The 24,706-nt window shown below is 68.9% G+C and carries 20 protein-coding genes and 1 pseudogene; 9 read left to right on the top strand and 12 right to left on the bottom strand.

The annotated features are described in order from the left end of the window. Window positions 1–187 precede the first annotated feature (187 nt). Together WMF45_RS49755 and WMF45_RS49750 are read right to left on the bottom strand one after the other, a co-directional pair. Window positions 188–1,117, bottom strand: coding sequence for a phosphatase PAP2 family protein (locus WMF45_RS49755; RefSeq protein ID WP_437714336.1), 930 nt, complete (start codon window positions 1,115–1,117; stop codon window positions 188–190). A gap of 38 nt (window positions 1,118–1,155) precedes the next feature. After that, window positions 1,156–3,210: a beta-propeller domain-containing protein gene (locus WMF45_RS49750; RefSeq protein ID WP_437714334.1), complete on the bottom strand. Its 2,055-nt coding sequence runs from the start codon at window positions 3,208–3,210 to the stop codon at window positions 1,156–1,158. A 400-nt stretch (window positions 3,211–3,610) separates the two neighbouring features. Here WMF45_RS49750 and WMF45_RS49745 point away from each other — a divergent pair, with 400 nt between their 5' ends. The 5 genes from WMF45_RS49745 (at window position 3,611) to WMF45_RS49725 (ending at window position 7,250) form a co-directional block, all read left to right on the top strand. Further along, on the top strand, window positions 3,611–4,255 hold the full coding sequence (locus WMF45_RS49745; RefSeq protein WP_437714332.1) for a DUF4291 domain-containing protein: 645 nt from the start codon (window positions 3,611–3,613) through the stop codon (window positions 4,253–4,255). Between the two features lie 61 nt (window positions 4,256–4,316). Next, complete coding sequence (locus WMF45_RS49740; RefSeq protein ID WP_437714330.1) at window positions 4,317–5,240, top strand: DMT family transporter; 924 nt, start codon at window positions 4,317–4,319, stop codon at window positions 5,238–5,240. A 247-nt stretch (window positions 5,241–5,487) separates the two neighbouring features. Then, on the top strand, window positions 5,488–6,210 hold the full coding sequence (locus WMF45_RS49735; protein ID WP_437714328.1) for a hypothetical protein: 723 nt from the start codon (window positions 5,488–5,490) through the stop codon (window positions 6,208–6,210). Window positions 6,211–6,229: 19 nt separating this feature from the next. Further along, window positions 6,230–6,745: a hypothetical protein gene (locus tag WMF45_RS49730; RefSeq protein WP_437714326.1), complete on the top strand. Its 516-nt coding sequence runs from the start codon at window positions 6,230–6,232 to the stop codon at window positions 6,743–6,745. Window positions 6,746–6,749: 4 nt separating this feature from the next. After that, window positions 6,750–7,250, top strand: a complete 501-nt coding sequence (locus WMF45_RS49725) for a hypothetical protein (RefSeq protein WP_437714324.1) — start codon at window positions 6,750–6,752, stop codon at window positions 7,248–7,250. Between the two features lie 41 nt (window positions 7,251–7,291). Here WMF45_RS49725 and WMF45_RS49720 read toward each other — a convergent pair whose 3' ends face one another. Continuing rightward, entirely contained in the window at window positions 7,292–7,453 is a 162-nt protein-coding gene (locus tag WMF45_RS49720) for a hypothetical protein (RefSeq protein ID WP_437714322.1), read from the bottom strand. 114 nt (window positions 7,454–7,567) lie between these two features. On the opposite strand from WMF45_RS49720, the gene WMF45_RS49715 reads away from it, so the two are divergent. Both WMF45_RS49715 and WMF45_RS49710 read left to right on the top strand, forming a co-directional pair. Further along, window positions 7,568–9,406, top strand: a complete 1,839-nt coding sequence (locus WMF45_RS49715) for a DUF459 domain-containing protein (RefSeq protein ID WP_437714321.1) — start codon at window positions 7,568–7,570, stop codon at window positions 9,404–9,406. Window positions 9,407–9,625: 219 nt separating this feature from the next. After that, entirely contained in the window at window positions 9,626–10,882 is a 1,257-nt protein-coding gene (locus WMF45_RS49710; protein ID WP_437714319.1) for a PAS domain-containing protein, read from the top strand. A 40-nt stretch (window positions 10,883–10,922) separates the two neighbouring features. Here WMF45_RS49710 and WMF45_RS49705 read toward each other — a convergent pair whose 3' ends face one another. Next, on the bottom strand, window positions 10,923–11,423 hold the full coding sequence (locus tag WMF45_RS49705) for a VOC family protein (RefSeq protein WP_437714317.1): 501 nt from the start codon (window positions 11,421–11,423) through the stop codon (window positions 10,923–10,925). Between the two features lie 295 nt (window positions 11,424–11,718). On the opposite strand from WMF45_RS49705, the pseudogene WMF45_RS49700 reads away from it, so the two are divergent. Beyond that, a pseudogene (locus tag WMF45_RS49700) lies at window positions 11,719–12,588 on the top strand (PA4780 family RIO1-like protein kinase); the annotation flags it as partial. A 319-nt stretch (window positions 12,589–12,907) separates the two neighbouring features. Here the strand turns inward: WMF45_RS49700 and WMF45_RS49695 are convergent. The 5 genes from WMF45_RS49695 to WMF45_RS49675 all read right to left on the bottom strand — a co-directional run bounded on the left by WMF45_RS49695 (window position 12,908) and on the right by WMF45_RS49675 (window position 17,466). Further along, window positions 12,908–13,249, bottom strand: coding sequence for a hypothetical protein (locus WMF45_RS49695; protein ID WP_437714315.1), 342 nt, complete (start codon window positions 13,247–13,249; stop codon window positions 12,908–12,910). After that, window positions 13,249–14,202, bottom strand: coding sequence for an esterase/lipase family protein (locus WMF45_RS49690; protein ID WP_437714313.1), 954 nt, complete (start codon window positions 14,200–14,202; stop codon window positions 13,249–13,251). The genes WMF45_RS49695 and WMF45_RS49690 overlap by 1 nt, the downstream gene beginning before the upstream one ends. A 360-nt stretch (window positions 14,203–14,562) precedes the next feature. Next, window positions 14,563–15,459, bottom strand: coding sequence for a hypothetical protein (locus WMF45_RS49685; protein ID WP_437714311.1), 897 nt, complete (start codon window positions 15,457–15,459; stop codon window positions 14,563–14,565). Between the two features lie 319 nt (window positions 15,460–15,778). Then, window positions 15,779–16,987: a winged helix-turn-helix domain-containing protein gene (locus WMF45_RS49680; RefSeq protein ID WP_437714309.1), complete on the bottom strand. Its 1,209-nt coding sequence runs from the start codon at window positions 16,985–16,987 to the stop codon at window positions 15,779–15,781. Window positions 16,988–17,151: 164 nt separating this feature from the next. Then, window positions 17,152–17,466: a hypothetical protein gene (locus WMF45_RS49675; protein ID WP_437714307.1), complete on the bottom strand. Its 315-nt coding sequence runs from the start codon at window positions 17,464–17,466 to the stop codon at window positions 17,152–17,154. A 424-nt stretch (window positions 17,467–17,890) separates the two neighbouring features. Between WMF45_RS49675 and WMF45_RS49670 the strand changes: the two genes are divergently transcribed. Beyond that, window positions 17,891–18,178, top strand: coding sequence for a hypothetical protein (locus WMF45_RS49670; RefSeq protein ID WP_437714305.1), 288 nt, complete (start codon window positions 17,891–17,893; stop codon window positions 18,176–18,178). 58 nt (window positions 18,179–18,236) lie between these two features. Here WMF45_RS49670 and WMF45_RS49665 read toward each other — a convergent pair whose 3' ends face one another. The 3 genes from WMF45_RS49665 to WMF45_RS49655 form a co-directional block, all read right to left on the bottom strand. Further along, the gene (locus WMF45_RS49665; protein WP_437719666.1) at window positions 18,237–19,433 is read right to left on the bottom strand and encodes a glycosyltransferase; all 1,197 of its coding nucleotides are present in this window, start codon (window positions 19,431–19,433) and stop codon (window positions 18,237–18,239) included. Between the two features lie 388 nt (window positions 19,434–19,821). Next, window positions 19,822–20,001, bottom strand: coding sequence for a hypothetical protein (locus WMF45_RS49660; RefSeq protein ID WP_437714303.1), 180 nt, complete (start codon window positions 19,999–20,001; stop codon window positions 19,822–19,824). Between the two features lie 132 nt (window positions 20,002–20,133). After that, window positions 20,134–24,390 (bottom strand): NB-ARC domain-containing protein, encoded by a 4,257-nt coding sequence (locus WMF45_RS49655; protein ID WP_437714301.1) that lies wholly within the window; start codon window positions 24,388–24,390, stop codon window positions 20,134–20,136. Window positions 24,391–24,706 lie beyond the last annotated feature (316 nt).

Raw genomic sequence — 24,706 nt, 5'->3', positions numbered from 1 at the left:
TCGATAATAATGTCTATTTCCACCGTGGCTCAACTCGGCTTCTGCCGACGAGCTCGCGGCTTGATGTCGAATCGGGCGCGGCCGGAGTTCGATCTTGACATCGCCGGGCTCGCTGCGGATCACGGCGGCGCCGGCGAGCTTCGCGCGGGCCAGCCGCCGCTCACCCGGTGATCAGCGACTGGCCGTCTCAGGCAGGCGGCGACTGCCCGTCGATCCGACCTGGCCTGCGCCGCGCGACCTCGATCCCCGAGATGCAGACGGCCAGCCACACGGTGCCTGCGGCGAACCCTGCGAGCACGTCGCTCAGGTAGTGCACGCCGAGGTACATGCGGCTGAAGCCCATCGCCACCGTCCAGCCGAGCGCGAGCGCGACGAGCGCGAGGCGAGCGCGCAGCGTCCGGAGGAGCAGGAGGCCCAGGTACGAGAGCATGCCAAAGGCGACGAACGTGCCCATCGAGTGCCCGCTCGGGAAGCTCCACCCCGCGGCCACCGCGAGCGGATCGGCGAACGTCGGCCGCGGCCGGGCGAACAGGGCCTTGAGCGCGAAGTTGAGGAGCCCACCGCCGGTGAGCGCAAAGAGCCACCCGACCGCGAGGACGCGCCGGCCCCGCCTCAGCAGCGCCGCGGCCACGACGACCGCGAGCAGCGCGAGCGCCCAGAAGGTGCCGAGGAGGGTGAACGCGCGGAGCGCCGCCACGCCGGCGCGGCTCGACGACGCGTGGAGCGCGCGCGCGAGCGCGAGATCGACGTCCACGATCGGCTCGCCCCCGCGCACCCCCTCCGCGAGCGCGACGAACACGAGCGCGGCCATGCTGAGCGCCAGCCCGAGGCCGAGGTGGATCACGAGGTACTCGGCCGCGGAGAGCTCGCGCAGCACCCTCGCGACCGCGGGGAACCGGGCCGAGAGGCGCCGCGTGACCGGGTGCGCGGCCGCCGCGGCGTAGGCCCGGACGGCCCACGCCCACAGCGCCCGCGCGTGGCGGTCGGAGAAGCGCGCGACGCCGACGAGCCCAAGGAGCACCCCCACCGTTCCGATCAGGAGCAGCGCGAGCAGCAGAAAGGGCCGCGCGCCGACCGCCGAGGCCAGCTGCTCGGCGGGGAGGTCCAGCGCTTCCATGCGGGAGCTCTAGCACGCGGCCGCGCCGCGGATCCCGCTCAGGGGACGAGCGGAACGACGGCTTCCGGCGTCGCGAGATCGCTGATGTTGGCGACCCGGATCTCGTCCTCGGAGACGGAGTAGACGTAATCCTCCATGAAGACGCTCCGCTTCACGAACGACGTCGCGTTGCTCCACCAGCTCCCGCAGCTCGGGCCGTTCCCGCCCGCGCTCGCGTCGGGCAACGGGTGGGGCACGCCGCCGACGGACGTGAAGCCCGCGCCGGTATCCACCTTGTAGACGAGCAGCCCGCTGAACGTCATCGTGTCGCCGAAGTCGCCGCCGCTCCCGCCCTCGCAGATGACCATGGGGATCCCGAGCAGCCCCCGCTGGGTGAAGTAGTTGAACGCGAGGTGGTTGGTCGCGGCGTCGCTCGCCGAGCCGCGCGTCCCGATCACCTCCTTGTGCGTGAGCTTCGGCGCGTCGAGGTCCGTCACGTCGAAGATCTGGAGCAGGATCCCCTGGAACCACGCGAAGTCGCCCTGGTCGTCGGCGTCGTAGCCGATGCTCATGACGTGCCCCTCGTCGATCATGTGCATGTAGGTCGAGAAGCCGGGGATCTTCAGCTCGCCGCGCACCCTGGGCGCCTCGGGATCCGAGAAGTCGATGGTGTAGAGCGGGTCGGTCTTCTTGAAGGTCACGACGAACCCGACGTCGCCGTAGAAGCGGGCGGATCGGATGTCCTCGCCGGGAGCGAGCTGGTCCACCATCCCCTTGACCACGAGCTCGCCGCCCTCCTGCTTCAGCGACGCGACGGTGTTGTGCGTGTCCGGGTCGGGCAGGTGCCCGGTGGTGGTCGCGATGCGGAGATACCCCTCGTGCTCGCTGAGGGCGAACTGGTTGAGCACGCGCCCCTTCACGACGCCGCTCCCCAGGTACGCGCTCGGCGCCGCGCGCTCGCTCAGCGCGAACTTGTGGACGGTCGTCGCGTCGGGCGTCGTCTCGCCGTCGTCGTAGAACCAGCCGTACGTCTCTCCGTACTGGTGCCGGCTCGCCACGTAGAGCGAGTCCGCGGTCGCGTAGACGGCGCCGGGCCTGCCCACGATCGTCGTCTGGCCGAGCGCCTCGGTGCCGAGCTCGGTGGAGACGACCGAGAGGAAGCTCTGCCCGTCGCCCGTGTTCGACAGGTAGAAGTTCTCGCAGCTCGCGAACGGGGCGTGGCTGCTCGTCGAGGCCACGCCGTCCCGGTACAGCGTGTCCTCCACGGTGGGCAGCTGGATGTCGAGCGGGGCCGCGTCGATCACGGCGAGGTTCTTCTCCACGAGCTTGTCGTACGCGCTGTTCACGGCGGCCACCGTGGACGGGTTGACCCCCTGCTCGGACAGGGTGCAGACATCGATGCCCTCTGGCCAGGTAGAGAGTCCCTCCACCACCGGCTCGGGGGAGGCCACGACCGTGTGCACAGCGCTCCCGATGCGCCGGGCATTGAGGAACGATCCGGAGAACTTCAGCGTCCGCACGACGGTCGGCGCCGTGAGATCGCTGATGTCGAGCTCGGTGACCAGGAGCGGCGTGCCGTCGCCCGTGAACTCGCAATCGTATCCGTACGTGCACTCACCCCTGTAATAAGGGAGCTCGCCGTCAGGCGACGAGGACGGGGACAGCGACGAGTACACGAGGGCGCGCTTCTCGTGGACGAAGAGCTTCTTCGGATCCCCCTCGATCACGACCGACGCGACGCGGTGCGTGTCGGCGGCGGGCCACGCGTCGAAGATCTGGAATTGCCCGTGGGCCAGGATATAGACGTGCTCTCCGTCGTTCTTGATGAAGTCGGCCTCGTCGACGTCCGCTTCCTGCGTGTTGGTCGTCGAATACTCCGTGGCAGCCCCGTCGTCCCCCCCTGGCTCCTCGGCCGGCGGCGAGATGGGCCCTCCCGTGGCGCCCGTGGAGGAGGAGGCCGATGCGACGACCCCGCCGTCCGGTCCCGACCAGTAGCACCCCTCCTCGAGCTGCTGCAGGGCGGACTTCCGCGCCACGTCGACCGACTTGATCATGTTCTGCTTCAGCCGTTCGCGGAGCAGCGCCTCGACATCGTCGCAGCTCGTCGCGGGCATGAGGGCGCTCTGTGCCAGGCCCGTCTCCGCGGGCCCGCCCGAGCCGCTTCCGCGCGAGCAGGCGGCGAAGCTGGCGCCGAGCGCAAGCAGAGAAACAAGCGTACAACCTCTGTAGAATGATCGCATGTGAGTCTCCGTGTCCGTCTGTCGTTCGGATCGATGGCCTCAGGAGAAGCACTCGACATACCGAGACATTTCATCAGCAATTACGGGCAGATACGGCGGATACCACCTGGCACATGCCGGCACAAACTGCGCCTGACAGCGGATGGGGTCGGCGTGCAGGCGCCAGAGGGCCCCAGAAGGAAGGGAGGAGGAAGAGGAGCGCCGCGGTGACACGGGAGCTCGGACGAGGCAGGGTGGGTCGAGGAGAGCACGAGGAGGGAGTGATGCAGGCGTGATGAAGAAGCTGGATCTCGAGTCGTATGCTGCGCAGTCCGCCCGCTGGCCCTCGGCAGGACGCCACATCCTCGCGCAGTTCGACGCCGAGACCGTCGTGGTCTATCAGGCGTACCGTCCGTCGATCGCGCGTCACGCGGCCCTGCACCAGCGGCTCGGAGGGCCGGAGTTCAGCTTCGGCCGCATGAGCTGGATCAAGCCGAACTTCCTCTGGATGATGTTCCGCTCGGGCTGGGGCACGAAGCCCGACCAGGAGGCGGTGCTGGCCATCCGCATCCGGCGCGCGGGGTTCGACGCGATGCTGGCGGCCGCGGTGCCGTCGAGCTTCGTGCCCGAGCTCTACCCGAGCGAGGAGGCGTGGAAGAGCGATCTCCAGCGCTCGGACGTGCGGCTCCAGTGGGATCCGGACCACCATCCGTCGGGCGCGCCGGTCGAGCGGAGGGCGATCCAGCTCGGCCTGCGGGGCGCGACGCTGCGGCGGTTCGCCGAGGAGTGGACGGTGGGCGTGGAGGACATCTCGGCGCTCGTGGCGGAGCAGAGGGAGGTGCTGCGCGGCGGGGGTGCCGGGCCGATCGAGATCCCGCGGGAAGAGGTGTATTGGCCGACAGCGGCGGAGGCAGCGAGGCGGGTTGGGATAGAGCGCTGAGGGGCGTGGCGGGACGACGAGCCCTGGCCAGGGTAGCGGCGCTCCCCTACTGTCGGCGCGAATGGCTTCCAGCTCTCTCGGCTCCGCCGAGTCCCGCCAGCGACGCATCGCCCACGTCCTGCTGTTCGTCACCCCGGCGCTGTTCACCGCCAACATGCTGCTGGCCCGCGCCACGGCCGATTTCATCCCGCCGGTTGCGCTGGCGGAGCTGCGCTGGATGGGCGTCGTGCTGGTGCTGCTCCCCTTCTTCGGCCGCGAGCTGTGGCGCGCCCGCGCCGCGCTGCGGCGGGACTGGGCCCGATATGCCCTGCTCGGCCTGCTGGGCATGGGCATCTGCGGCGCCGGCGTCTATTACGGCGCCGCCACCACCACGGCCACCAATATCGGCCTGATTTACGCCGTCTCGCCGGTGATCATCATCCTGCTGTCGCGCGCCATGTTCGGAGAGCGGCTCAGCCGGCGCCAGGGCCTGGGCACGGCGCTGGCGCTGGCCGGCGTGCTGGTCATCGTGCTGCGCGGCGACCCGGCGGCGCTGCTGGCGCTCAGCTTCAGCACCGGTGACCTGATGATCCTCGGCGCCGCGATCTCCTGGGCGCTCTACACCGTATTGCTGAAGCGCTGGCCCGATCCGCTGGGGGTCCAGGCGCGGCTCACCGCGATCGCGCTGGCCGGCGCGATCCTCCTGCTGCCGCTGCTCGGCTGGGAGCTGGCCAGCCGCGGCGCGCCGCATTTCGACCTGCGCACCATCGCCACCGTGCTGACGCTGGTCCTGGTGCCGGGCGTCGGCGCCTATGCCACGTACGGCTATATCACCGAACACCTCGGCCCCAGCCGCACTGGCCTGCTGCTCTACCTGTCGCCGGTCTATACCGCCGTGCTCGCCTGGCTGCTCCTCGGAGAGGCCTTTGCCCTCTACCATTGGCTCGGCGCGGCGCTCGTCCTGCCAGGCCTCTTCTTCGCCACGTACAAGCCGAAGACGACCTGAGTACCCCGCGCTTGGCGACCCGACCCCTGCCCGAGCGGCTGCGCCCGGCCGAGCCGCCGCCGCCCGGCGGCCCCGGGGGCCGCTCCGGCCGGGGCGCGCGCTGACGCGTCGCGCCCTCCATGATCTTGCGGATCTTGCGCGGCGCCCCCTCGTGCGCAGGTTCTCTCCTGGCGCCTGCGGGCTCCCGGTGCTGGGCTCGGCGCCTGCTTGACAGAATCCTCCATCAGCACCAGACAGATCCCTCCAGATGATGATGAAGACCACCCTGCCCGTCGTGCTCATGACAGCCCTCGCCGTGGCGACCGCCGGCTGCGATACCAGCGGCAGCGGCGGGCGGTCCAGGGAGCGATGGGCGACCACCGAGAACACCAACGTCGAGCTCGACTTCGACAAGGTCAACGAGGCCTTCAAGGCGGCCGAGGGGCCCGAGGACTTCGAGCGGCGCGTCAACGAGATCTACCAGGGGAGCGAGGTCATCAGCGTCGCCGTGCAGGACCTGGACGCCAAGACGCAGGTCGTCACCGGGTTCTTCGACAAGAACAGCGACGGCAGCGTGCAGGACCCCGAGAAGGTGTTCTCGATCCGCCGTGACGTCTCGGGCGACGGCGCCGCGCAGATCCAGACGTCCGGGTTCGGCCCCTACGGGTACTACCACTCGCCGGTGATGAGCCTGGCGTCGGGCATGCTCCTCGGCGCCATGGTGTCGTCGGCGCTGCGCCCGAATTACGTGCCGGTGTACACGCAGCCGTACACAACGCCGCCCGGCCGCTCGCACGATCTGCGATCCCACCGCGAGGCGTACCGCGCCTCGAACCCGTCCAGCGTCGACCACAGCCGGTCGTCGCAGACCGGGCGGCGCTACAACAACGCCGGCGGCAGCCGCTTCGGGAGCGGCAAGTCCGGCGCCGGCTCGCGCTTCGGCGTCCGCCGCAGCGAGCGAGGCCGCAGGCCCGAGCGCCTGGTCGCGTAGCGGCGCGCCGGCCGCCGCGATGCAGCCCCTGCGAAGCATCTCCGAGCTCCCCTTCCGCTGCCGTCCCGCCCTGGAGCTGCTGAACCTCGAACATCACCGCGACGAGCCGGACGTGGAGTCCACGCAGTTCGGCTGGTGCCGGGTGGACGCGCTCTGGCTGGATGGCCGCGCGGATCGAGGGCCGCTCCGGGTGACCGACGCGCTCGTCGTGGCGGTGCACGCCGCGGACGAGCCGGAGGTGCTGCCCGATGACGTGGAGCTCGAGTTCTTCGTCGAGGAGATCGCCAAGGACTACTCGGTGACCGTGCTCCTGTCGGCGTTCCTCGAGCGCTGGCTGCCGGCCGCGCTCTCCGGCGAGCGCGCCATCGTGCTCGCCATGTGCAACCCCCACGCCGCGCGCATCCGGCGGCCGGAGGCGGCGGGGCCCACCCCCGTGTACTACGCCGACGGCGACGTCGACGCGTGGCTCGACACCGACGCAGACGGTCGCCGGCACATCCGCCTCGAGGCGGAGGCCTGGCGCACCGCGGAGTGAGGCGATGTTCGAAGGACGCAGACAGCAGCCGATCGTGTCGCGCGAGCAGAAGCTGGTCTATGCCGGCATCTACGTGCTGAAGAAGATGGACCTGAAGCCCGCCGACGGAGGCATGGAGATGCCGCTCGTGCTGCCGTCCGAGCTGAGCCCGCTCGAGGACGTGCTGCAGGAGCTCGTGAACGCGGACCTCGTCGAGGTCAACCGCCGCAAGGCGCGGTTCGAGCTCACCAAGAAGGGGCTGGCCTACCTCGGCGAGATCATCGACGAGGCGGAGGCGCTGGTCGACGAGTTCGACGACGAGTCGCTCGAGGACGCGGTGGCCGAGCTCCGCAGGCGAAACGTGGACGTGCTGCGGGCCCGGTTCCTGTGGGGCTGGTACGACGGCGAGCTGGACGATCTTGTGCTCTTCCAGCAGCGCCGGGGCGCGACGCCGATCGAGCAGTGGTGGGCCGACTACCTCATGAGCGACGCGTTCTACGAAGCGCTGCGGCGCGACTACGAGTGAGCCCGAGGGCGGCCGTCAGCGCGGGCGAGCGCGCTCCCCCGTCAGCCGCGTGAGGAGCCGCCGGAGCAGTCGGCGGCGCTCGACGGGCTCACCGCTCCGAAGCTGAACTTCCCGGCCGAGCTCCTCGATCTGGCGCACATGATCCAGGCCGGGGGGACGACGATCAACGGCCAGCCGTCGCAGCTCATCCCCTTCGGCGTCACGAAGAAGGGCGATCATTACTGACGAGTAACCTCGACCACGGCGCGATCCGCGCGACGCGAGCGCGCGCCAGGGGAGGCGCCGCCCGGGCGTTTTGATAGTCTCGCCCCCCTCTCGTGGACACGCCCGCCCGTCGCCCGCTCTTCCCTCACCTGCCCGCGCTCGACGGGCTGCGCGGGCTCGCCCTGCTCGGCGTCCTCTTCTTCCACGCGAACGGGATGCTGCGCGGCGGCTTCCTCGGCGTCGATCTCTTCTTCGTCCTCTCGGGCTACCTCATCACGTCGCTCCTCCTCGCGGAGCACGAGGCGCGCGGCGCGATCTCGCTCAAGGACTTCTGGATCCGCCGCGCGCGCCGGCTCCTTCCGGCGCTCCTCGCGCTCGTCCCGGTGGTCGTGCTCCACGGGCGCCTCTTCGGGCCGCCGAGCGCGCTCGCCGGCCTCCGCGCCGACGTGCTCGCGACGCTCGGTTACGTCGCGAACTGGCGCGCCATCTACGCGCACAAGAGCTACTGGGAGATCTTCACGTCGCGCTCGCCGCTCGAGCACACGTGGAGCCTGGCGATCGAGGAGCAGTTCTACGTCGTCTGGCCGCTCGTCATCGTCCTCGTGCTCTCGCGGTGGTCGCGCCGCGGCGTGCTCGTCCTCACGCTGGCGCTGGCCGCGCTCTCCGCGATCGCGATGCTCGCCCTCTTCGCGCCGGAGAGCACGACGCGCGTGTACATGGGCACGGACACGCGCGCATCCGGCATCCTCCTCGGCGCCGCGCTCGCGACGGTGCTCACGCCGCGCGCCGAGCTCTCCGCGGGCGCGGTGCGCCTCCTCGACGGCGCCGGCGTCGTCTCGGGGATCGGCCTCGCGATCGCGTGGTCCACGTTCGACGGCCAGTCGTGGCTCCTCTACCACGGCGGGTTCTGGCTCACGGAGCTCGGGGCCCTCGTCCTCATCGCGTGCGCGGTGCAGGGCTCGCGGAGCCTGGTCGCGCGCGCGCTCGCGTGGCGCCCGCTCGCGTGGGTCGGCACCATCAGCTACGGCGTCTACCTCTGGCACTGGCCTGTGCACGTGTTCGTGTCGAGCGATCGCCTGCACGGCCCCGCCCTCACCGCGCTCCGCTTCGCGGTCACCTTCGCGATCGCGCTCGTCTCCTACCGCTTCCTCGAGAGGCCGATCCGCGAGCGCGGGCTGCCGAAGGGGCGCTCGTTCTGGGCGGTGCCGGCCGGCGTCACGCTCGGCCTGCTCATCGCCGTCCGCGCGACCCACGCGCAGGACGGCGAGGCGCCGAAGGGCTCCGCGATGATCGACGCGCTCGTCACCGCGGTCGTGAAGGACGACGTCACGTTCCGCGTCGTCGTCGTCGGCGACTCGACAGCGAACACGCTCGGCTGGGCGCTCCGCGGCCTGCAGGAGCGCGGGCTCGCGGTGGACCTCCACGGGCGGGACGGCTGCACCATCATGGCGGACCTCTGCGGCATGACCGAGTGGCCCGCGCTGCTCGCGCAGGCGAAGCCCGACGCCGCGGTCCTCTACCTCGGCGGCGCCTTCATGCACGGCATCACGGTGAACGACGAGTGGACGAAGGCGTGCAAGCCGGCGTGGCACGAGCGCTTCGAGACGAACCTCGTCACGAACCTCGACAAGCTCCGGAACCCGCACGGGCGCGTCTGGATGGCGACCGTCCCTTACGCGCTCGGCGACTGGGAGACGAAGGACGTCCGCGAACAGGTGACGTGCATCAACCGCTCGATCCGGAAGGTCGTCGCGGCGCTGCCCGACGTGGCGCTCCTCGACCTCCAGGAGAACATCTGCCCCGGGGGCGAGTGCCGGCGCATGTACGAGGACGTGGCGATCCGGCCCGACGGCGTGCATTTCACGATCGAGGGGGCGCGCGGCGTGGCGCAGTGGACGCTCGCGGAGCTCCGCGCAGAGCGCGCTGCGGCGGATCCCGGGCCGCCCCGCTGAGCGGGCACGCCTCCTGGATGAGCCGCCGGGCGGCCTCGAGAGCCGGAATCGCAGCTGCGGTGAAGTGAAGCACTGCCCCTATCGATCGGCACAGCCCCACGCGCTCTGCCCTGCGGGCCATGCGCTCGTTCGCCCGCCTGTTCCGCCGCGCGGCACCGAATTCTCGCACCACGCAGGCGAAGAAATCCGCTAGGCGTCAACAAGGAGGGCACGGACAATATGACGGATACGCCTACCTCGAACGGCTCGATGGCCGCGCGGGCAAAGGGGCCGGAGGGCGCGCTGGTCGAGCAGAGTTTTGACCAGGCGCCGACCATCCTCTGTGTCCTCGATGTCAGGGACAGGCGGATCGTCGCCCGCAATCGCGCCTTCGTCCGGGCGCTCGGGATCAGCGACGAGGAGTCGCCAGAGCGCGCCTGGGAGACCCTCGTCTCTCGCATCCACCCCGAGGACCTCGATGCGTCAGCGGGTCATGGGCGGCAGCTCACGGCTTCACTGGACGGCCAGCCCCTCGAACGCGCGCTGCGCGCGCGGTGCGCTGGAGACGTCGAGCGCTCCTTTGCCCTGCGCTGTGTGGTCCTCACGCGCGGCGACGACGGGGCGGCGCACCAGATCCTCGTCTCGGCCGAGGATGTCACCGAGAGAGCGCGCCGTGACATGGAGCTGCAGAAGAGCGAAGCGCTGTTCCACGCGTTCCTCGAGCACATGCCTGCCATGATGTTCGCCAAGGACTCGGACAGCAGGTATGTCGTGCTCAACGCTCAATTCGAGCGGTTCATGGGCATGGAGCCGGGGAGCGGCGCTGGCATGCGCGACCACGACATGCTCCCGGACGACATCGTCGCTCAGGTGAAGGCCGCGGACGACGCGGTGAGGAACACCGGCGTCGCGACGGTGTTCGAGGAGAGCGTCCCTCACCCGACAGAAGGGATAAAGCACTTCCACGCCGTCAAGTTTCCCGTCCGGGGTCCTGGCATCCCGGAGGGGACGGTCGGGGGCGCGGCCGTCGATATCACGGCCATCAAGCGGGCGGAGGCCGAACGCCAGGAGGCGCAGCTGGCGGTCATCGCGGCGCAGCAGGCGATCATCCGGGAGCTCGCGACGCCGCTCTTGCCGATCGCCGACGGGGTGCTCGTCATGCCGCTCATCGGCACGCTGGATCCCGAGCGGGCGAGCCGGATCATCGAGACCTTGCTGTCCGGGGTCGGCGCGCACCAGGCGACCATCGCCATCATCGACATCACGGGGGTGAGGTCGGTCGACGCCCAGGTGGCGGGGGTGCTCATGCAGGCCGCCCGCGCGGTGGGGCTGCTCGGGGCGAGGGTCGTGCTCACGGGCATTCAGCCGGCCATCGCGCGGATGCTCATCGACCTCGGCGTGGATTGGCAGGGCCTCGTGACAGAGGCCACGCTGCGCAGCGGCATCGATTACGCGCTGCGGACCAGGGAGCGCAGAGGGGGGGCCATCCCCGGCTGAGCGGACGCGGAGGTGCCCGTGGGACGGAGATCAGCGTCCCTCACGCTTGCTCGGGCACGCCCCCCGGGACGCGCGCGGGCAGCGGAAGCTCGACGCCCTCGGACAGGTTGCCCTTGCCGGGGACGTGGTTGATCTCGAGCCGGATGCCGTCCGGATCCTCGAACACGATCGAGTAGTAGCCTGCCGCCCACGCACCGTCCTGCGGCGCCTGCACGAGCTTGCCGCCGAGCGCGGCCAGGGTGCTCTCGAAGAAGGCGTGGAATGCGTCGATATCCTCGCGGCTGCGGGCGCGGAAGCACAGGTGGTGCAGCCCGGGCTTGTACTGGTGAAAGCGGGCGCCGGCGTGCTCCGGGTTCACGGGGCGGATCAACAGGCCGGTCTTGCCGCCGATGTAATAGAGCATGGGCCGTTCGCTCTCGCTGCCCGGATCGTCGTACTGGCACTGCATCTCGAAGTGCTCGCACAGCGCGCGGTAGAACGCGCGGCTGCGCGGGAAGTCCGTGACCGACAGCTGGATGTGGGCGATTCCGGCGAGGTTCATGGCGATCACGGTAGCCGAGCTCCGGTCGGTCGAGCGCGCTTCGTGGCAGGACCACGCGCAAGGCGGGACTGCGTCCGCCGTACCAGCTCCACGGCGTACGGGCGCTTCGGGCACAGCCGTAACACCTCCGCCTTCGACTCGGGCGTGAACGCCGTCCTCTTTCACCGTCCCATTCCTGCTCCCTGGTGTCGTCCGGGGTGTCCGCGGAAGCGGGGAGGACCAATCCAGTTGCGGCGCCCCGGGTGGTGTGGCTAAAAAGGCGGAGAACGATCCCCGGCGGAGAAGCAAGAACGAGATGCGAATTCCCAGCAGCCTGATGTCTCTGGCCGACGAAGGGTTCATCGAGGAGGTCGTGCGCCCGCTGATGAGCGGCAAGGAAGCGGAGGTCTTCCTGGTGCGCTCCGGCGGCGAGCTTCGGGTGGCCAAGGTGTACAAAGAGGCGCAGGACCGGACCTTCAAGAACCGGGCGGAGTACACGGAGGGGCGCAAGGTGCGCAACAGCCGCGATCAGCGCGCGATCAACAAGCGCTCGCGCCATGGTCGTGCGCAGGACGAAGCCGCCTGGAGATCGACCGAGGTGGACATGATCTTCCGCCTGCACAGCGCGGGGGTGCGCGTCCCGATACCTCACCATTTCATCGACGGTGTGCTGATCATGGAGCTCATCACCGGCGCCGACGGCGGCCCGGCCCCGCGGCTCGCCGAGGTGAGACTGAACCCCGACGAGGCGGTGAGGGTCTTCGACCGATTGCTGGCAGAAGCGGTCCGGATGCTGAGCGCCGGGGTCGTGCACGGCGATCTGTCCGACTTCAACGTGCTGATGGGCGCGGACGGGCCCGTCGTCATCGATTTCCCGCAGGCAGTGGACGCTTCCAGCAATCAGAACGCGCGAAAGCTGCTGCTGCGCGACGTCGACAACCTCCAGCGCTTCCTCTCTCGGTTCGCTCCCAATCGACAGCCCCGCCCTTACGCGCAGGAGATGTGGGAGCTCTACGCGTGCAGCCAGCTCACGCCCGAGACACGGCTGAGCGGCGGTTTCCGGGCGTCTTCGCGGCGGGTCGATACCGAAGCGGTCCTGGAGCTCATCGGCGATGCCAACCGCGACGAGCGCCGCCGCCGTGAGGCGCAGGGGCGGAGCATGCGGGGCGTATCGTCCCCGCCTCGCAAGGTCGAGGTGGTGATTCTACCGAGCAGCCCGCGAGACCGCGCGCGCCGGAACGCTCAGGGAGCACAGGCGGGCGGCGCCGCGAACACGCGCCCAGCACAAGCGGGCGGCGCCGCGAACACGCGCCCAGCACAGGCGGGCGGCGCGGCGAACACTCGCCCAGCACAGGCGGGCGGCGCCCCGAACTCTCGCCCAGCACAGGCGGGCGGCGCCGCGAACTCTCGCCCAGCACAGGCGGGCGGCGCCGCGAACTCTCGCCCAGCACAGGCGGGCGGGGCAGCGAACACCCGCCGGGCTTGAAGTCTCCGAGCCGCCGGGCTCAAATCACCTTGTCGTCCGAGCTCCCGGAGGGCGCGTCCGGCGTGGCGCCCGCGCTGCCGGCCGGCGGCTCCGCCGGCCGTGCCTTCTGCTCCACGAGAAAGAGGACCACATCCACCGCGCCCCCCACGGCGCGGTTGACGAGGCGGATCGCCCCGTGGACGCCGGACAGCGTCGTATCGTGGATGAGCCGGATCCCCCTCACGGGCGCCTTGATCGGGGGAATCTGCTCCAGCAGGTCGAAGGGCAGCTTCGCCGCGTCCTTCTGGATGCGCTCCACGCGCCGGGAGCCGTGGTCGACGGCGTCCTGCACGAGGTCCTTCAGGCCGCGCCACCGGTCCATCACACCGCCTCCTCGCACCACGCGCGGATCTGCGCGTAGACGTCCGGGTCGTGAGCAAGGCGCAGGTGCCCGAGCGACGGCATGATCCGCGCGTGCTCCTGAGGGAAGGGCGAGCACCGGTCCTCGGCGACCGCCCGCCCCGTGGCGCTCCGCAGCGAGACCATCGCGTCCCCGAACAGGAGGGAGAGCCTCGGGTCGGCCGTGAGCGCGCCGGCGATGAGATGATGGCGAATGTGGGGGAGCAAGGGCACGGGATGGCGGCGATTCTGGAGCAGGGCGTTCGCGCTGGCGCCCTCCCAGTCCTCGCGGCGTAGATTGGCATACGCCAGGTCTTTCATCCCGCCGCTGCGGAGGTCGACGATGTCGGCGATGAGCTTCGTGTACGGATTGTCGATGCTCGCGAGCGCCCACGTGACCACGTTGCCAAAGCGCTCCAGCGGGGCGCCGAGGTGCGGTGTGCCGAGATAGAAGGCCCGCTTGACGAGGGGCAGCCACCGTCGATCCTTGCCGCTCGCCGCGTGCGCGGCGCTGCGCGCGACGAGGCCGCCCATGCTGTGGCCGATGAGGGCCAGCTCCTCCACCGCAACAGGGTAGGCGCAGACGAGCTGTTCGAGGAGGACATCCAGGGCCTCGCCGTTCTCGGAGACACGAAGGCCGCTGTTGTACCGCACATGAAACGGTGTGTACCCGAGGTCGCGCGCAAGCAGCGATCCGTAGGTCTCGCCGTCCGGCATCGTCCAGACTTCCTCGGTGCTCATCAGCCCGTGCACGAGCACGACGACGCGGGGCGTGGCCTGGGCAGAGACGGCCGGGGGAAATGCCCTGGCAATCGGCACGGGGTGCCCGTCGCGGACGAGCTGCATCGCGGTCGCGAGGCCGTTGCTGGTCCGCTTCAGGTAGTCGCCGAGGACCCCGTTGAGCACCCCGACGACCCGCTCCAGGTGGTTTCCCATGCGACGATCCGGCCGCATTTTGGCACGGATCGGCGCCGGGGGCGACGCCGGGTGTCGACGCTCACGATGGTATCTGCTCGATTGCGCAGGCTGTTTGCTGGCCATCACGAGGGTGAGCGCTCCCGGTCACGGCCGTGATGGTCGGCCCATCCCGCGGCCGAGATTGCCGGAGTGCTCAGGCGCATCAAGGGTGCCCGCGCCGGGGGCGCGGCAGCTCCGCCGCCCTTGACCCGCCCTCCGCGCTCCGACAACCGTCCGGAGCGGGGCGAAGATGCCGAGCCGGAAGTTGATCGTCACGACGACGACGTCGCCGCCACCGGCGAGCCGACAGGCGTCGAAGACGCTGCCTGAGCCGGTGGCTCAGGAGCCGGTCGTCGCCAGCAGCTCCCGGGCGTCGCTGACGGCGGCAGCGCGGCGGATCCAGCGGTCCAGCTCGGCCACATCGGTGCTCGCGAGGACGCGCTCCCGGACCTCGGCAGGGACCTCCAGCCCGCGGGCCTCCAGGACAGCGAGCACGGCCTGCGCCTTGGCTTCGAGGAGCCCTTCCTGGCGCCCCTTCTCCACGCCCTTGGCCACGTAGCTGCGCGCGAATTCGCTCTGAAACTCGTATCCGCTCTTCATCATCGCCTCCAACATCCGCCTCGCCGCACCGTTCAGCGAGGATAGCACCAGGTCCCCGTAGACGGCGCGGCGCTCCTCATCGAGCCCGGCTGCCGCCGCCAGGAACGCCACGCCGATCGCCTCCCCCGCCTCGCCCTGCCCGTGCGCCATCGCCGAGAGCACGACCACCTCGGGCGCCGCCCTCGCCTGCTCGGCATCGGTGACGACCGGGACGCCCGCGGGCCCGAGCACCAGCGGCGTCAGCGTCAAGCCGGGGTGGCCCGCGTCGATCGGGCGCGCACACCACCGCGCGATCCCCGCGTCGATCGTCACGACCAGCAGCCACGTCGGACAGCGGTGCCGGGCCCTCGTCTGGGTGACATACACCGGCCAGACGTACGGCTTGTCCGGGTCCACGCTGAGCTGGACCTCGACCACGATCGCCATCGCGCGCCGCTGCTGCTCGCGGACCAGAAGCACGACCACGACGTCCGCCCGACGGTCGGAGGGCACGATCTCGGCAAGATCGGAGGACTCGACGCGCGCCTCGGTGAAGGTCGGGACCGGCTGGCCGAGCGCGTCCTGGAGCATCTCGGCGGCGAGCGTCGGCCGGTTCTTGAACAGCTCCACCAGGGCTTCATGGGTCACGGAGGGCATCGGGTCGTCTCTCGGGTGGTTACAGCCATGCTGGACATGCTGGCTCTCCAGGCGGTATGCCAAGCTCATGCGTGGGGCCCGCAGGAGCCGGAGCAGCCGTGTCCTGCTCTTCAATTCCGGGCACCTCCCTCGAGTTGTCACGCCGTGTGACCTGCGTGCGCTCCGACACCAGGGCACGGACCCGGCGAGCGTGGCGCTCGGGGTTGCGCGATACGTCCGCGAGCCTTGAAGCTCTCTCCGGCGGCGACCCGACCCACCTGGAGAGACGTGTGAAGCTCGCCCGCTGGGCGCGTGGCTACACGCAGCGTGTTGTTCGTGGCTATCTGCCCGACAGGGCCCCAGCCAGCCGCTTGGCCAGGTCGCCTTTCGGCTCCACCCGCACGCGCTCCAGCCCCAGCCACGCGGCCATGGTCCGCAGCTCGCCTGCCAGCCGCTCCGGCGTCTGCGCGCCCGCCGAGGGCTCGGCGTGGCTTGCCTGCACGAGCAGCACGCCCGCCTTGCGATCGGCCTTCAGGTCCACCCGCGCGGTGATTGCGTCGCCCTCGAGGAACGGCAGCACGTAATAGCCGTGGGTCCGCTTCGCCGCGGGGGTGTAGATCTCGAGCCGCACCCGCACGCCGAACATCCGCTCGGTGCGCTCGCGGAACCAGATCAGGTTGTCGAAGGGCGAGAGGAGGGCGCAGGCCTCGATCCGCCGCGGCCGCCGGGCGGCGGGATCGAGGAAGGCCGGCTCCCGCCAGCCCTTCACGCCCACGGGGATCAGCTCACCGGCCTCGGCGAGCTCGGTGACCCGCGCCTTCGTCTCGGCGACCCCCATGCGGAAATGGTCCCGCAGGTCCCGCTCGGTCGCCACGCCCAGGGCCCGGGCGGCGATGCGGATCAGCGCGCGCTGGGCGTCCTCGCGCGCGGGCGTCGGCGCCTCGATCACCGCGCTGGGCAGCACCTTCTCCGGCAGGTCATACACCCTCTCGAAGGTCCCCCGCCGGGTGGCGGTCGTCAGCTCGCCGCTCCAGAACAGGCACTCGGCCGCGCGCTTGGCGTCGCTCCAGCCCCACCAGCCGCCCGGCCCCTTCTTGCCGATCTCGAGCTCGGAGGCGGCCAGCGGCCCGCGCTCGCGGATCTGCTCCAGCGCCCCGTCCGCCATCGGCCGATGCTCGCGCAGGAAGCGCGCCACACCCTTCCAGACGCCCACCCCGTCGCGCGCGTCGGCCATCCGCCAGCGCAGCAGCGGCTGGGTGGCGAGCGGCAACAGCGACGCCTCGTGCGCCCAGTACTCGAACAGCGGCCGCTTGCTCGCCCACGCGAGCTCCTCGAGCATCGTCCGCGGATAGGCCCCCAGCCGCGAGAAGGCCGGCAGGTAATGGGTGCGCGAGACGACGTTGACGCTGTCGATCTGCACAACGCCCAGCCGCTCGATCAGCCGGGTCAACTGCTGCTTCGTCGTCGCCGGCCCGGGTCGCTCCGCCCGGAAGCCCTGCGCCGCCAGCGCGATGCGCCGGGCCTCCGCCGCCGACAGGGTGTCCTTCATCCGCGCCTTCCGTCCGTTGAGGCCCGCACCCTAGCTGGCCCTGCTCACTTGGCAACAGCTCATCGACCCCCTCCTGACATCTGATCCCTGGCCGGGCGCTGGCGCGAGATCGGGTCGATCGCGCGCCAGCGCACCGCGGCCAACAGCTAACGTCCGGCGCCCGCTCAGCAGCGCCAGCAGATGACGCCGTAGTCCCCCGCCGTTCCGCAGCACAGCTTCAGGCCAGGGGCATTGGGACGATCGGAGCGCGCGGCGGTGCTCATCATAGAGGTGTCGTCGGCGTCGGTCACGTCACCACCGGAGCACGCCGCATCGTCCGCAGCGCCCCCGAGCTCCGCCGAGGCGTCCACGGCCGTGGACTCGAGGTGCACGGCGCTCGCGGCAGAGGTCGGGCCGGTCTCGGCCGCCGAGGTCGCGGTGACGGCGAAGGCGGCGAGCATGAGAGGGAGAGAGCAGAGAGCGAATCGGATCGTCTTCATGGTCATTGTCTCCTTCGGGCCTCGTGGCCCACGTGAAGGCGCCAGGGGCGCCGGCCGAGAACAGCCCGCTGCGGGCAGAAGCGCCCACAGAAAGGCGTCTCCCCGCGCCGCAGCGGTGAGCGGTACGCCTGCGAGCGACCCGTAGGGCGCTGCTTTCGGCGTTGGCGGCGCGGAGATGCCACCTCTACGCGGCAGCGGGCGGGTCGTTTCGCAGAAGCTCATCCCCCCGTCGTTCGTGCTCTCTTTCGCGCAGGGGCGGCGCGTTGCCGGCGGCACCACCTCGGCGCGGCGCTGCCCGAGCCGCCGCTCGGCCGCCGCGCTCCCGGGACGGATGGGACCGCCTTTCTCCGCCGGGGTTCATCGCTTGCCGGCCCACCCGTATACCGGGTGACGAGCCAGGGTCGCCCGAGGCACACTGCGCCCGATGAGGCTCGCCATCGACCTGTCGCCCGCGCAAGCCGACCGCCTCCAGGAACGCGCGAAGAGCCTCGGCTTGCAACCCGAAGAGCTCGCGCGGGCCGCCGTGGCGGATCTGCTGACGACGCCGGACGACGAGTTTCACGCTGCAGCCGAGGACGCCGGCTACGCCGGAGACCCCGGGTCGGTCACGCTGGATGTAGCCGCGGGGACCCTCTCGACATCTTCGTCGACAGTTACAACAACATCTTCGTCGACAGCGACAACAACGTCTCTGCCGGCTCGTTCGAGCTGAGCATCACCACGGGTTGACCTGCGGATACGGCCGGACGAGCGCGGCCGTCACCCGAGCTTCACATGGAAGCCCGCTCGATGAGGTCGGCGGCGACGGTCGTTCCATCCACCGCCACGGCGCCCGCGCTCGCGGCCGCGCGGGCGGCGACCCCGTGGTCGAGGGCGCCCTTCAGCGCGGCCAGAAGGGACTCCGCGCTCAGCCCACCACGGGCCACCGACGTCCCGAGCCCGAGCGCCCGGACGCGCGAGGCCCAGTAGGGCTGATCGGTGAACATCGGGACGATCACCTGCGGGACGCCCGCGCGCGCCGCCGTCGTGGTCGTACCCGCCCCGCCGTGGTGCACCACCGCGGCGACCCTCGGGAACAGGGCCTGCTGGTTGACGTCGCCGATCGCGATGCCGTCGGGGGCGTCGTCGACGAGACCGAGCTCGGCCCACCCCTGCGACAGCACCACCCGGCGCCCCGCAGCCCGCACGGCCTCGATGACGACACGGCCCGTCTTCTCGTCGACAGGCATGCTGCCAAAGCCGATGTAGACGGGCGGCTCGCCGGCGGCGAGGAACGCTTCCAGCTCGGGGACGAGCGGCGCCTGGTCGGGAAGGAGCCAGGCTCCCGTCTGCGTGACCTGAAGGCCGGGCGTCGCCGGCAGCGGCCCAAGGACCGAGTCCACCGCGAGCCACGGCGCCTTGCCCAGGACGTGACTGAAGACGTCGCTCAGCGGACCCAGGCCGAGGCGCTCTCGGTTGGCGTTGAGCCGCTCGAGGAGGCGCTCGTTCCAGCTCCGCGATTCGTCCTGCCAGCGCCGGAGGTTCGATTCCGGGTCGCCCCCGGGCTCCCCGCCGGGCGCATGGTCCGGCGACGGCAGGGCCACCGGCGCGTACAGGGCGACCACGGACGGGATGCCCAGCCGTTCCGCGATGGACCGCGCGGCGTACTGGTGCGCTCCGCCGGCCACGATCACGTCGCATCCCTCGGCGGCCGACGCGGTCGCGTCGAACTGGTCTCTCGCGAGGTGATCGACCAGCGCGCGGACCTGCTCCGGCGTCGGCGGGGCGGCCGGCGCGGTGGCCCCGCTCGGTTGCCGCATCGCGATTCCGATCGGGGTCGCCATGAAGCCCATGCCGCCCACCAAGCCGATGAAATTCGGCGGGACGCACAACCTCACATGGTGCCCCCGACGCCGCATCTCGACGGCCAAGGCCACCACGGGTTGCACGTCACCGCGAGTCCCCACTCCCGTCAGCAATACCCGCATCGTCTCTCTCCCTTCCACCACGCGGGCCGCGTGGATGACGGAGGCGACGATGGCACCGGAGACGCGTTTTTTCATCGTATCAACGCCTGAGTTCCGGTATACATGCTGAGACGGGAGGCAGGGCGGGACCCCCGTACCACGGTTCATCCGTTCAGGCTGAGACCGGTTGGAGGTAAGCGCCCGACCGACGCCATCGTGACCAGCCTGGCGGTGCCGGTCGCCTATCCCCACCGCGACGCACCAGCGTTGGACCCAGATTTCACTGGTGAGCTTCACCGAATTCCCTCGGGTCTCTGAGACCATCTGCGGCATGGCCTCGCCCGGCGACGATCTCGACTGCCCGCTCCCGTGCTGCGATGGACACGCTCGGCAACGTGAACGCAGCGCGCTAGACGCGCGCCATGGTGACCGTCTTCGCCGGCGCGGTACCCGCGGCGAACCGACGCACGTGTCGCGAAAGCGTCGTCTCGCGGAGTTCGATTTCCTTCGTGAACACGCAGCCCGTCTTACCGCTCGCCTGGAACGCCCTCACGCGCTCACGCCAGATGTCGTCCGTTTTCCTCTTCATGGCCCGAGAGCGTCGCTGGGGAGCAGGGTGCCAGAAAGCCGGCGTTCATGCAGCGGTTACACTGTCGTCTCCAGGGGTCTCGGCATGCGTAGCATTGGTAGCGCTCCCGGACGAGCGCTGCCGGATTCCCCCTTATGTCCACTGCCACTCCGAACGGATCTCGATAATATATCGCGCAATCTCGGATAGGACATCTCGCGGTAGAACGGACGGACTGAACACACCTTCCTCAGTGCAGAACCGTAGCAACGATGCACGGTCTCCATGCGCGGCGGCCCTTAGATGATCCACGATCGATCTTAGGATCTCCCGCCGGACGGCGGCTGGATCTGTAGAGAAAGGCAAGAACGCAGCCAATACCCTAATGCGACTCACACCCTTCTCGGAGTGCCACAGCACCTCAATAGCCCGCTCCCTGGCCGCGGTGTCGAGGTGCGGCGCCAGCGCGATCAAGCTCTCGCACAGAGCGGGCTCCTCGAGCACGCTTAAGATGTGCTCGAAGCAAGCTCGTCGTTGCTCGTTGGTCATGAGCGGAGAAAGAATTTCAAGCACACGACCGTGGATGGATACGGACTCAGTGGAGGTGAGCAGTGCATCAACAGCCACTTTGACAAGTTCTTCCCGTGCCCCAACGGGCATCCGCACGGCCAACGCGGCTAGCGCAACCGCGCGCTCCATCGCAGGTCGAACGCGTTGGGCCACTTCGATTACGTGGTTGAGTTGCTTGCCTTCGAGTACCGGCGCGAAGGCCGCCAGCGTAGAGCCGGACACGTCTGGGTGCTTCAGCGCGGTATCGAGCCCCAGGTCGAGCAGCGCACCGCTCAAGTGAGGAGCCAGACCGAGCAAGACTCCCTCGCGACCCCATCGCCGTTTTAGTCGCGGGAGGAAATTCATGCAGGCCGGGATCATGTCGCTCGCAAGCGAAGTTGCGATCGCGGCAAGGGCATGGGCTTGGGCAGGCCAATACTCGAAGCCAGCGATGCGTTCTAGCGCGCGCTGTTGCTGCACATCGCTCAGGAACGGCGCTAGTCTCTTAAGCGTTTCAATCGACTGGCTGCTGATATCTTGTATGCCATCCAGTGTAGTGTCGAGAGCCGCATCGACCGCACGCATTCGCTCTTCGTCGTCAAGGTTGGGAAGGAGAGCGGCGAGCGCTTGTGCTCGGTCTTTATGGTCTTGTATGTCGAAGGCGGCCTGGAGTGCTCGGAGCGTGTGCGCCCCCTCGAGATGGCGTGAGAGTGCGTTGAGTGCGCAAGCATACGCATCCTCATCGCCTGCGGTGTTCACCGAGTCCAGTGCACGCCGAAGGTAAGGCCCCGAGAGTCGCGGAGCCAGCGCTGACAGGAGCCGGAAAGGAAACCCATGAAACGAATTTTGCACACGGAGCAGCATTTCGTCCGTGAGTAGGAGAGTGAGATCCCGGATGGCGTCGATGCGCGCTTGTTCATCCTCTAGGCCTAGCGTAATGCTCAAAGCCTGCTCGACGATCGCTGTCTGCTCCACGCCTTGCCACCTCTTTGCAAGGGCGGACAACACCATGCACTGTGCCGCGGGATCTCGCAGCTCTCGCGCAGCTTCCGTGGCCTTGCTCAAGAGATTTCTTGTGAGATAGGGGGCCAGGTGACATAATGCCTGCGCCTTCTGGTCGCCGAGATCAAGGCGCCATATCTTCCTGTGGCGCGGGCCCAGATCGTGGCGCGCCGGACCTCGCTGTTTGTTGAGGTCGATCCCTAGCGTGCCCTCAAGCGCTAGCGACAGAAGATTCTCCGGCAGTAGGGGCGCCAGCTTCGCGAGCGCGTTGGTCCACCCTCCCCCTTTGTCCATATCCGCGAGCACCAGCGACTCACCCGCGAGCGCTAGTGCCTCGCCGAGCAATTCAGTGCGTCGCGGATCTCCGAAACGTGCGGCGACTGCAGCAATAACCGTGGCCCGGTTCGACTGACTCTCGAAGCAACCCGCGGCGTGCAGCGACAGTTCTAATCGTCCTTCGTCTAGCCTCGGCGCTAGCTTTTCGAAGATCAGCGTGCGCGTGAACTCGCGTCTAACGGTAAGCGCGGCGTCGAAGGCGCGCGCCACTTGCGAGCCCCGCAGCACTGGTGCGAGAAAACACAGAACATCTTCCCACTCGGGAATAGACCGATCAAGCACCTGTTTCAACTCGATCTCTGCAAGTGCCGCGCACGCTTCTTCCTCATCGGCAAACGATAGCGCGACGAGCAAGCCCACGCGGGAGAACGGGGATTCGAGGCTGGACGCCAACACCAACCCACGAGCAACGACGGCCTTGCGGCGCGATCCTTCCAGTGCCCCAGCGAGGCTACCAAGCCAGGCATCCCGAAGGTCGGCTACCTTCCAGTTACCGGCGGCTACCGCGGCCTCGAACCCGAGCCGCACTGCCTCGTCGAGTTCCGGCGGCCGCAGACTGCCGCTGGCCACCAGATCGGCGAACGCTTCCAGGCGGCTGAGCGCATCTGGAATATGGGCCATGACACTGACGGCCCGCGCTGGCGCCCATACGCCGGTTGCTACAGCTCGTGAGAGGAGCGCGGGGGGGTAATTCGACGCGAGGGAGTTGATCGTGGTCCGGATCAATGCATAGCGAAAACATCGCGCCAGCGCTATCGGTGGCGCGCCTGCCTCTATCTCACGCAGCGCCGTCGGATTCGCGATTTCATGCCAGGCTGCCATCAGATCGCTGATATACCCCGGCCACAGGTAGCCCGCGGCACGAAGCCGCCCGCGCATCCAGACGTCATCCACAAATAGGGTCTCGATCTCCTGATCCCTTCGCGCACCGCGCAGGTGGTAGACGAGGTGTTCAAACAGGTATGGATCGGCTACGGTATGCCATGGCACGCGTTGCGGGTTAACGGCGTTGAGGAAGGCCGCATGCTTCGCCGGCAGCTCCTCACCCAGCGCCTCACGGGCGAGATCGCGCAAGAGATCGTGCAGACGGACCGTGCTGTCATTTGGGTTCCGCTCAAGCAGCGCTAAGCGTCTCAGCGCGATCACGAGCTCTCGACATTCGTGGACACCAAGGCTCGGAACAAGCGCCTGCCATACCTGTATGACAACGGACTCGGGTATCCACACGTCTTCCGGGAAGATCCCAAGGGCGTAGTACAGCGGGCGGTCCTCGGGGGGTAGCTGCTCCAAGCTCAGTTCCAACGAAATGCGGACGTTCTCCTCGGGCCGACGCGAGCGCCTTTCCAGTTTGATCTGCTTAGTACTTTTGAACATCGAGAGCCACGCTGAACCGCTCATTCCGTCGCGCATGCACGCTCCGGCGATCTTCAGTGCCAGCGGGAGGTGGCCGAGTCGTCGGGCGAGGGTCCCAAAGGAATCATCTTCGCGTCCTGCCCCTTCTCGCAGCAGTGCAACGGACTCATCAGGCAGCATTGTTCCAAGCCGGAGCTCGGTGGCGCCCAGACCAAGAGCGATCCCTGCATCACGCGTCGTGAACAAGACCTTCACACGAGGCGCGTTCACCAGAAATGGTTCGACGTGTCGAGCGTCCCATACGTCGTCCAACACCACCAAGGCGGTACGCTGGGCGAGGAGTGTCCTCAAGCGACCAACCGCCAAGAGCTCCGACGGGTACGACGCAGGAGAATCTCCCAATGCCGTCCCGATTGCCTTCATTGGCTCGATCAAACCATTTGGTTCACGTCCGATGGTTGCCCACGCGATGCCATCGGGGAACGCGCTCTGGACGCTTTCGTCGGCGCACAGCGCAGCAGCCAGAGTTGTCTTCCCGATTCCTCCCATCCCATGGATGCTGATCAATCTCACCCTGCGCATCGTGTCCTCGCTGAGCACAACGCGACGGAGCGCATCGAACTCTCCGGGCCGGGGGACGAACCTTGTAGGGATGGGCTGCGCCGTGGAAGGCGGCCGCGTCACAGGGAGCGCATGCTCGGCACGCGTGTCTGCATCGACTCTCGGTTCTCCGGCGATCTCGCGCCGAATCTCCTGGGCGAATGCGGTCAACTCGGACTCATAGTCGGGGCGCTCCGAGAGCGGACGGCCACACGGCCGTACTGACATGCCCTCCAACCATTCCGCGGCCTCCCAATCGCAAGGCCTGACGATCAGCGGTAGCACGCGGATGCCGCCGTGCCGGCGGCGCGAGAGTAAGCTAGGTAGCTCATCGCTTTGGAGCAACTCGGAGGCGAGGTAGTCTGCCGAGATGAGCAGGACGACGACGCGTGCTGCCTGGATGGCTCTCCGGACCTCGTCACGTCTGTCTGCTCCCGCAACAATGCGGCTATCGCTCCATATATCGATCCGCCCCGCACGGGCCAGAGCCCCGAGATGGCTAAGCAGGCGGCCTTTCCAGACTTCGTCCTGATGGCTATAGCTGATGAAGACAGTGGTTCGCGGCTTCATGAACGCGCAGCAGTGTTCTGATCGGAATTTACGTGCTCATCATCGTTCGCCCGACGCCACAACCGGTTGTGGCGCAGCGGGCATCAGTATCGGGGCCATTTCGATACTGCAGGGCCACAAGAATGAAATAGTGACAACGTGAAGATCAGGGCGTTCTATACCCATACCATTGTTCGCGGCACGCTCGGCGTCATCAGCCCTCCGACCACTAACCGCCGTTCCCGTGCGGAACGCCCGCATGTTTCCATTTTCGCATGCCCCTTCCACTCGTTGTGGTGGTAGCGTAACCGATGATTACCCCTCGTTGTCAAGCACC

The organism is Sorangium sp. So ce448 (assembly GCF_051520915.1).
GTDB classification, from domain to species: Bacteria; Myxococcota_A; Polyangia; order Polyangiales; family Polyangiaceae; genus Sorangium; species Sorangium cellulosum_B.
The sequence above is the reverse complement of the archived record's forward strand: the minus strand, read 5'-3'. Positions and strand labels throughout refer to the sequence as shown.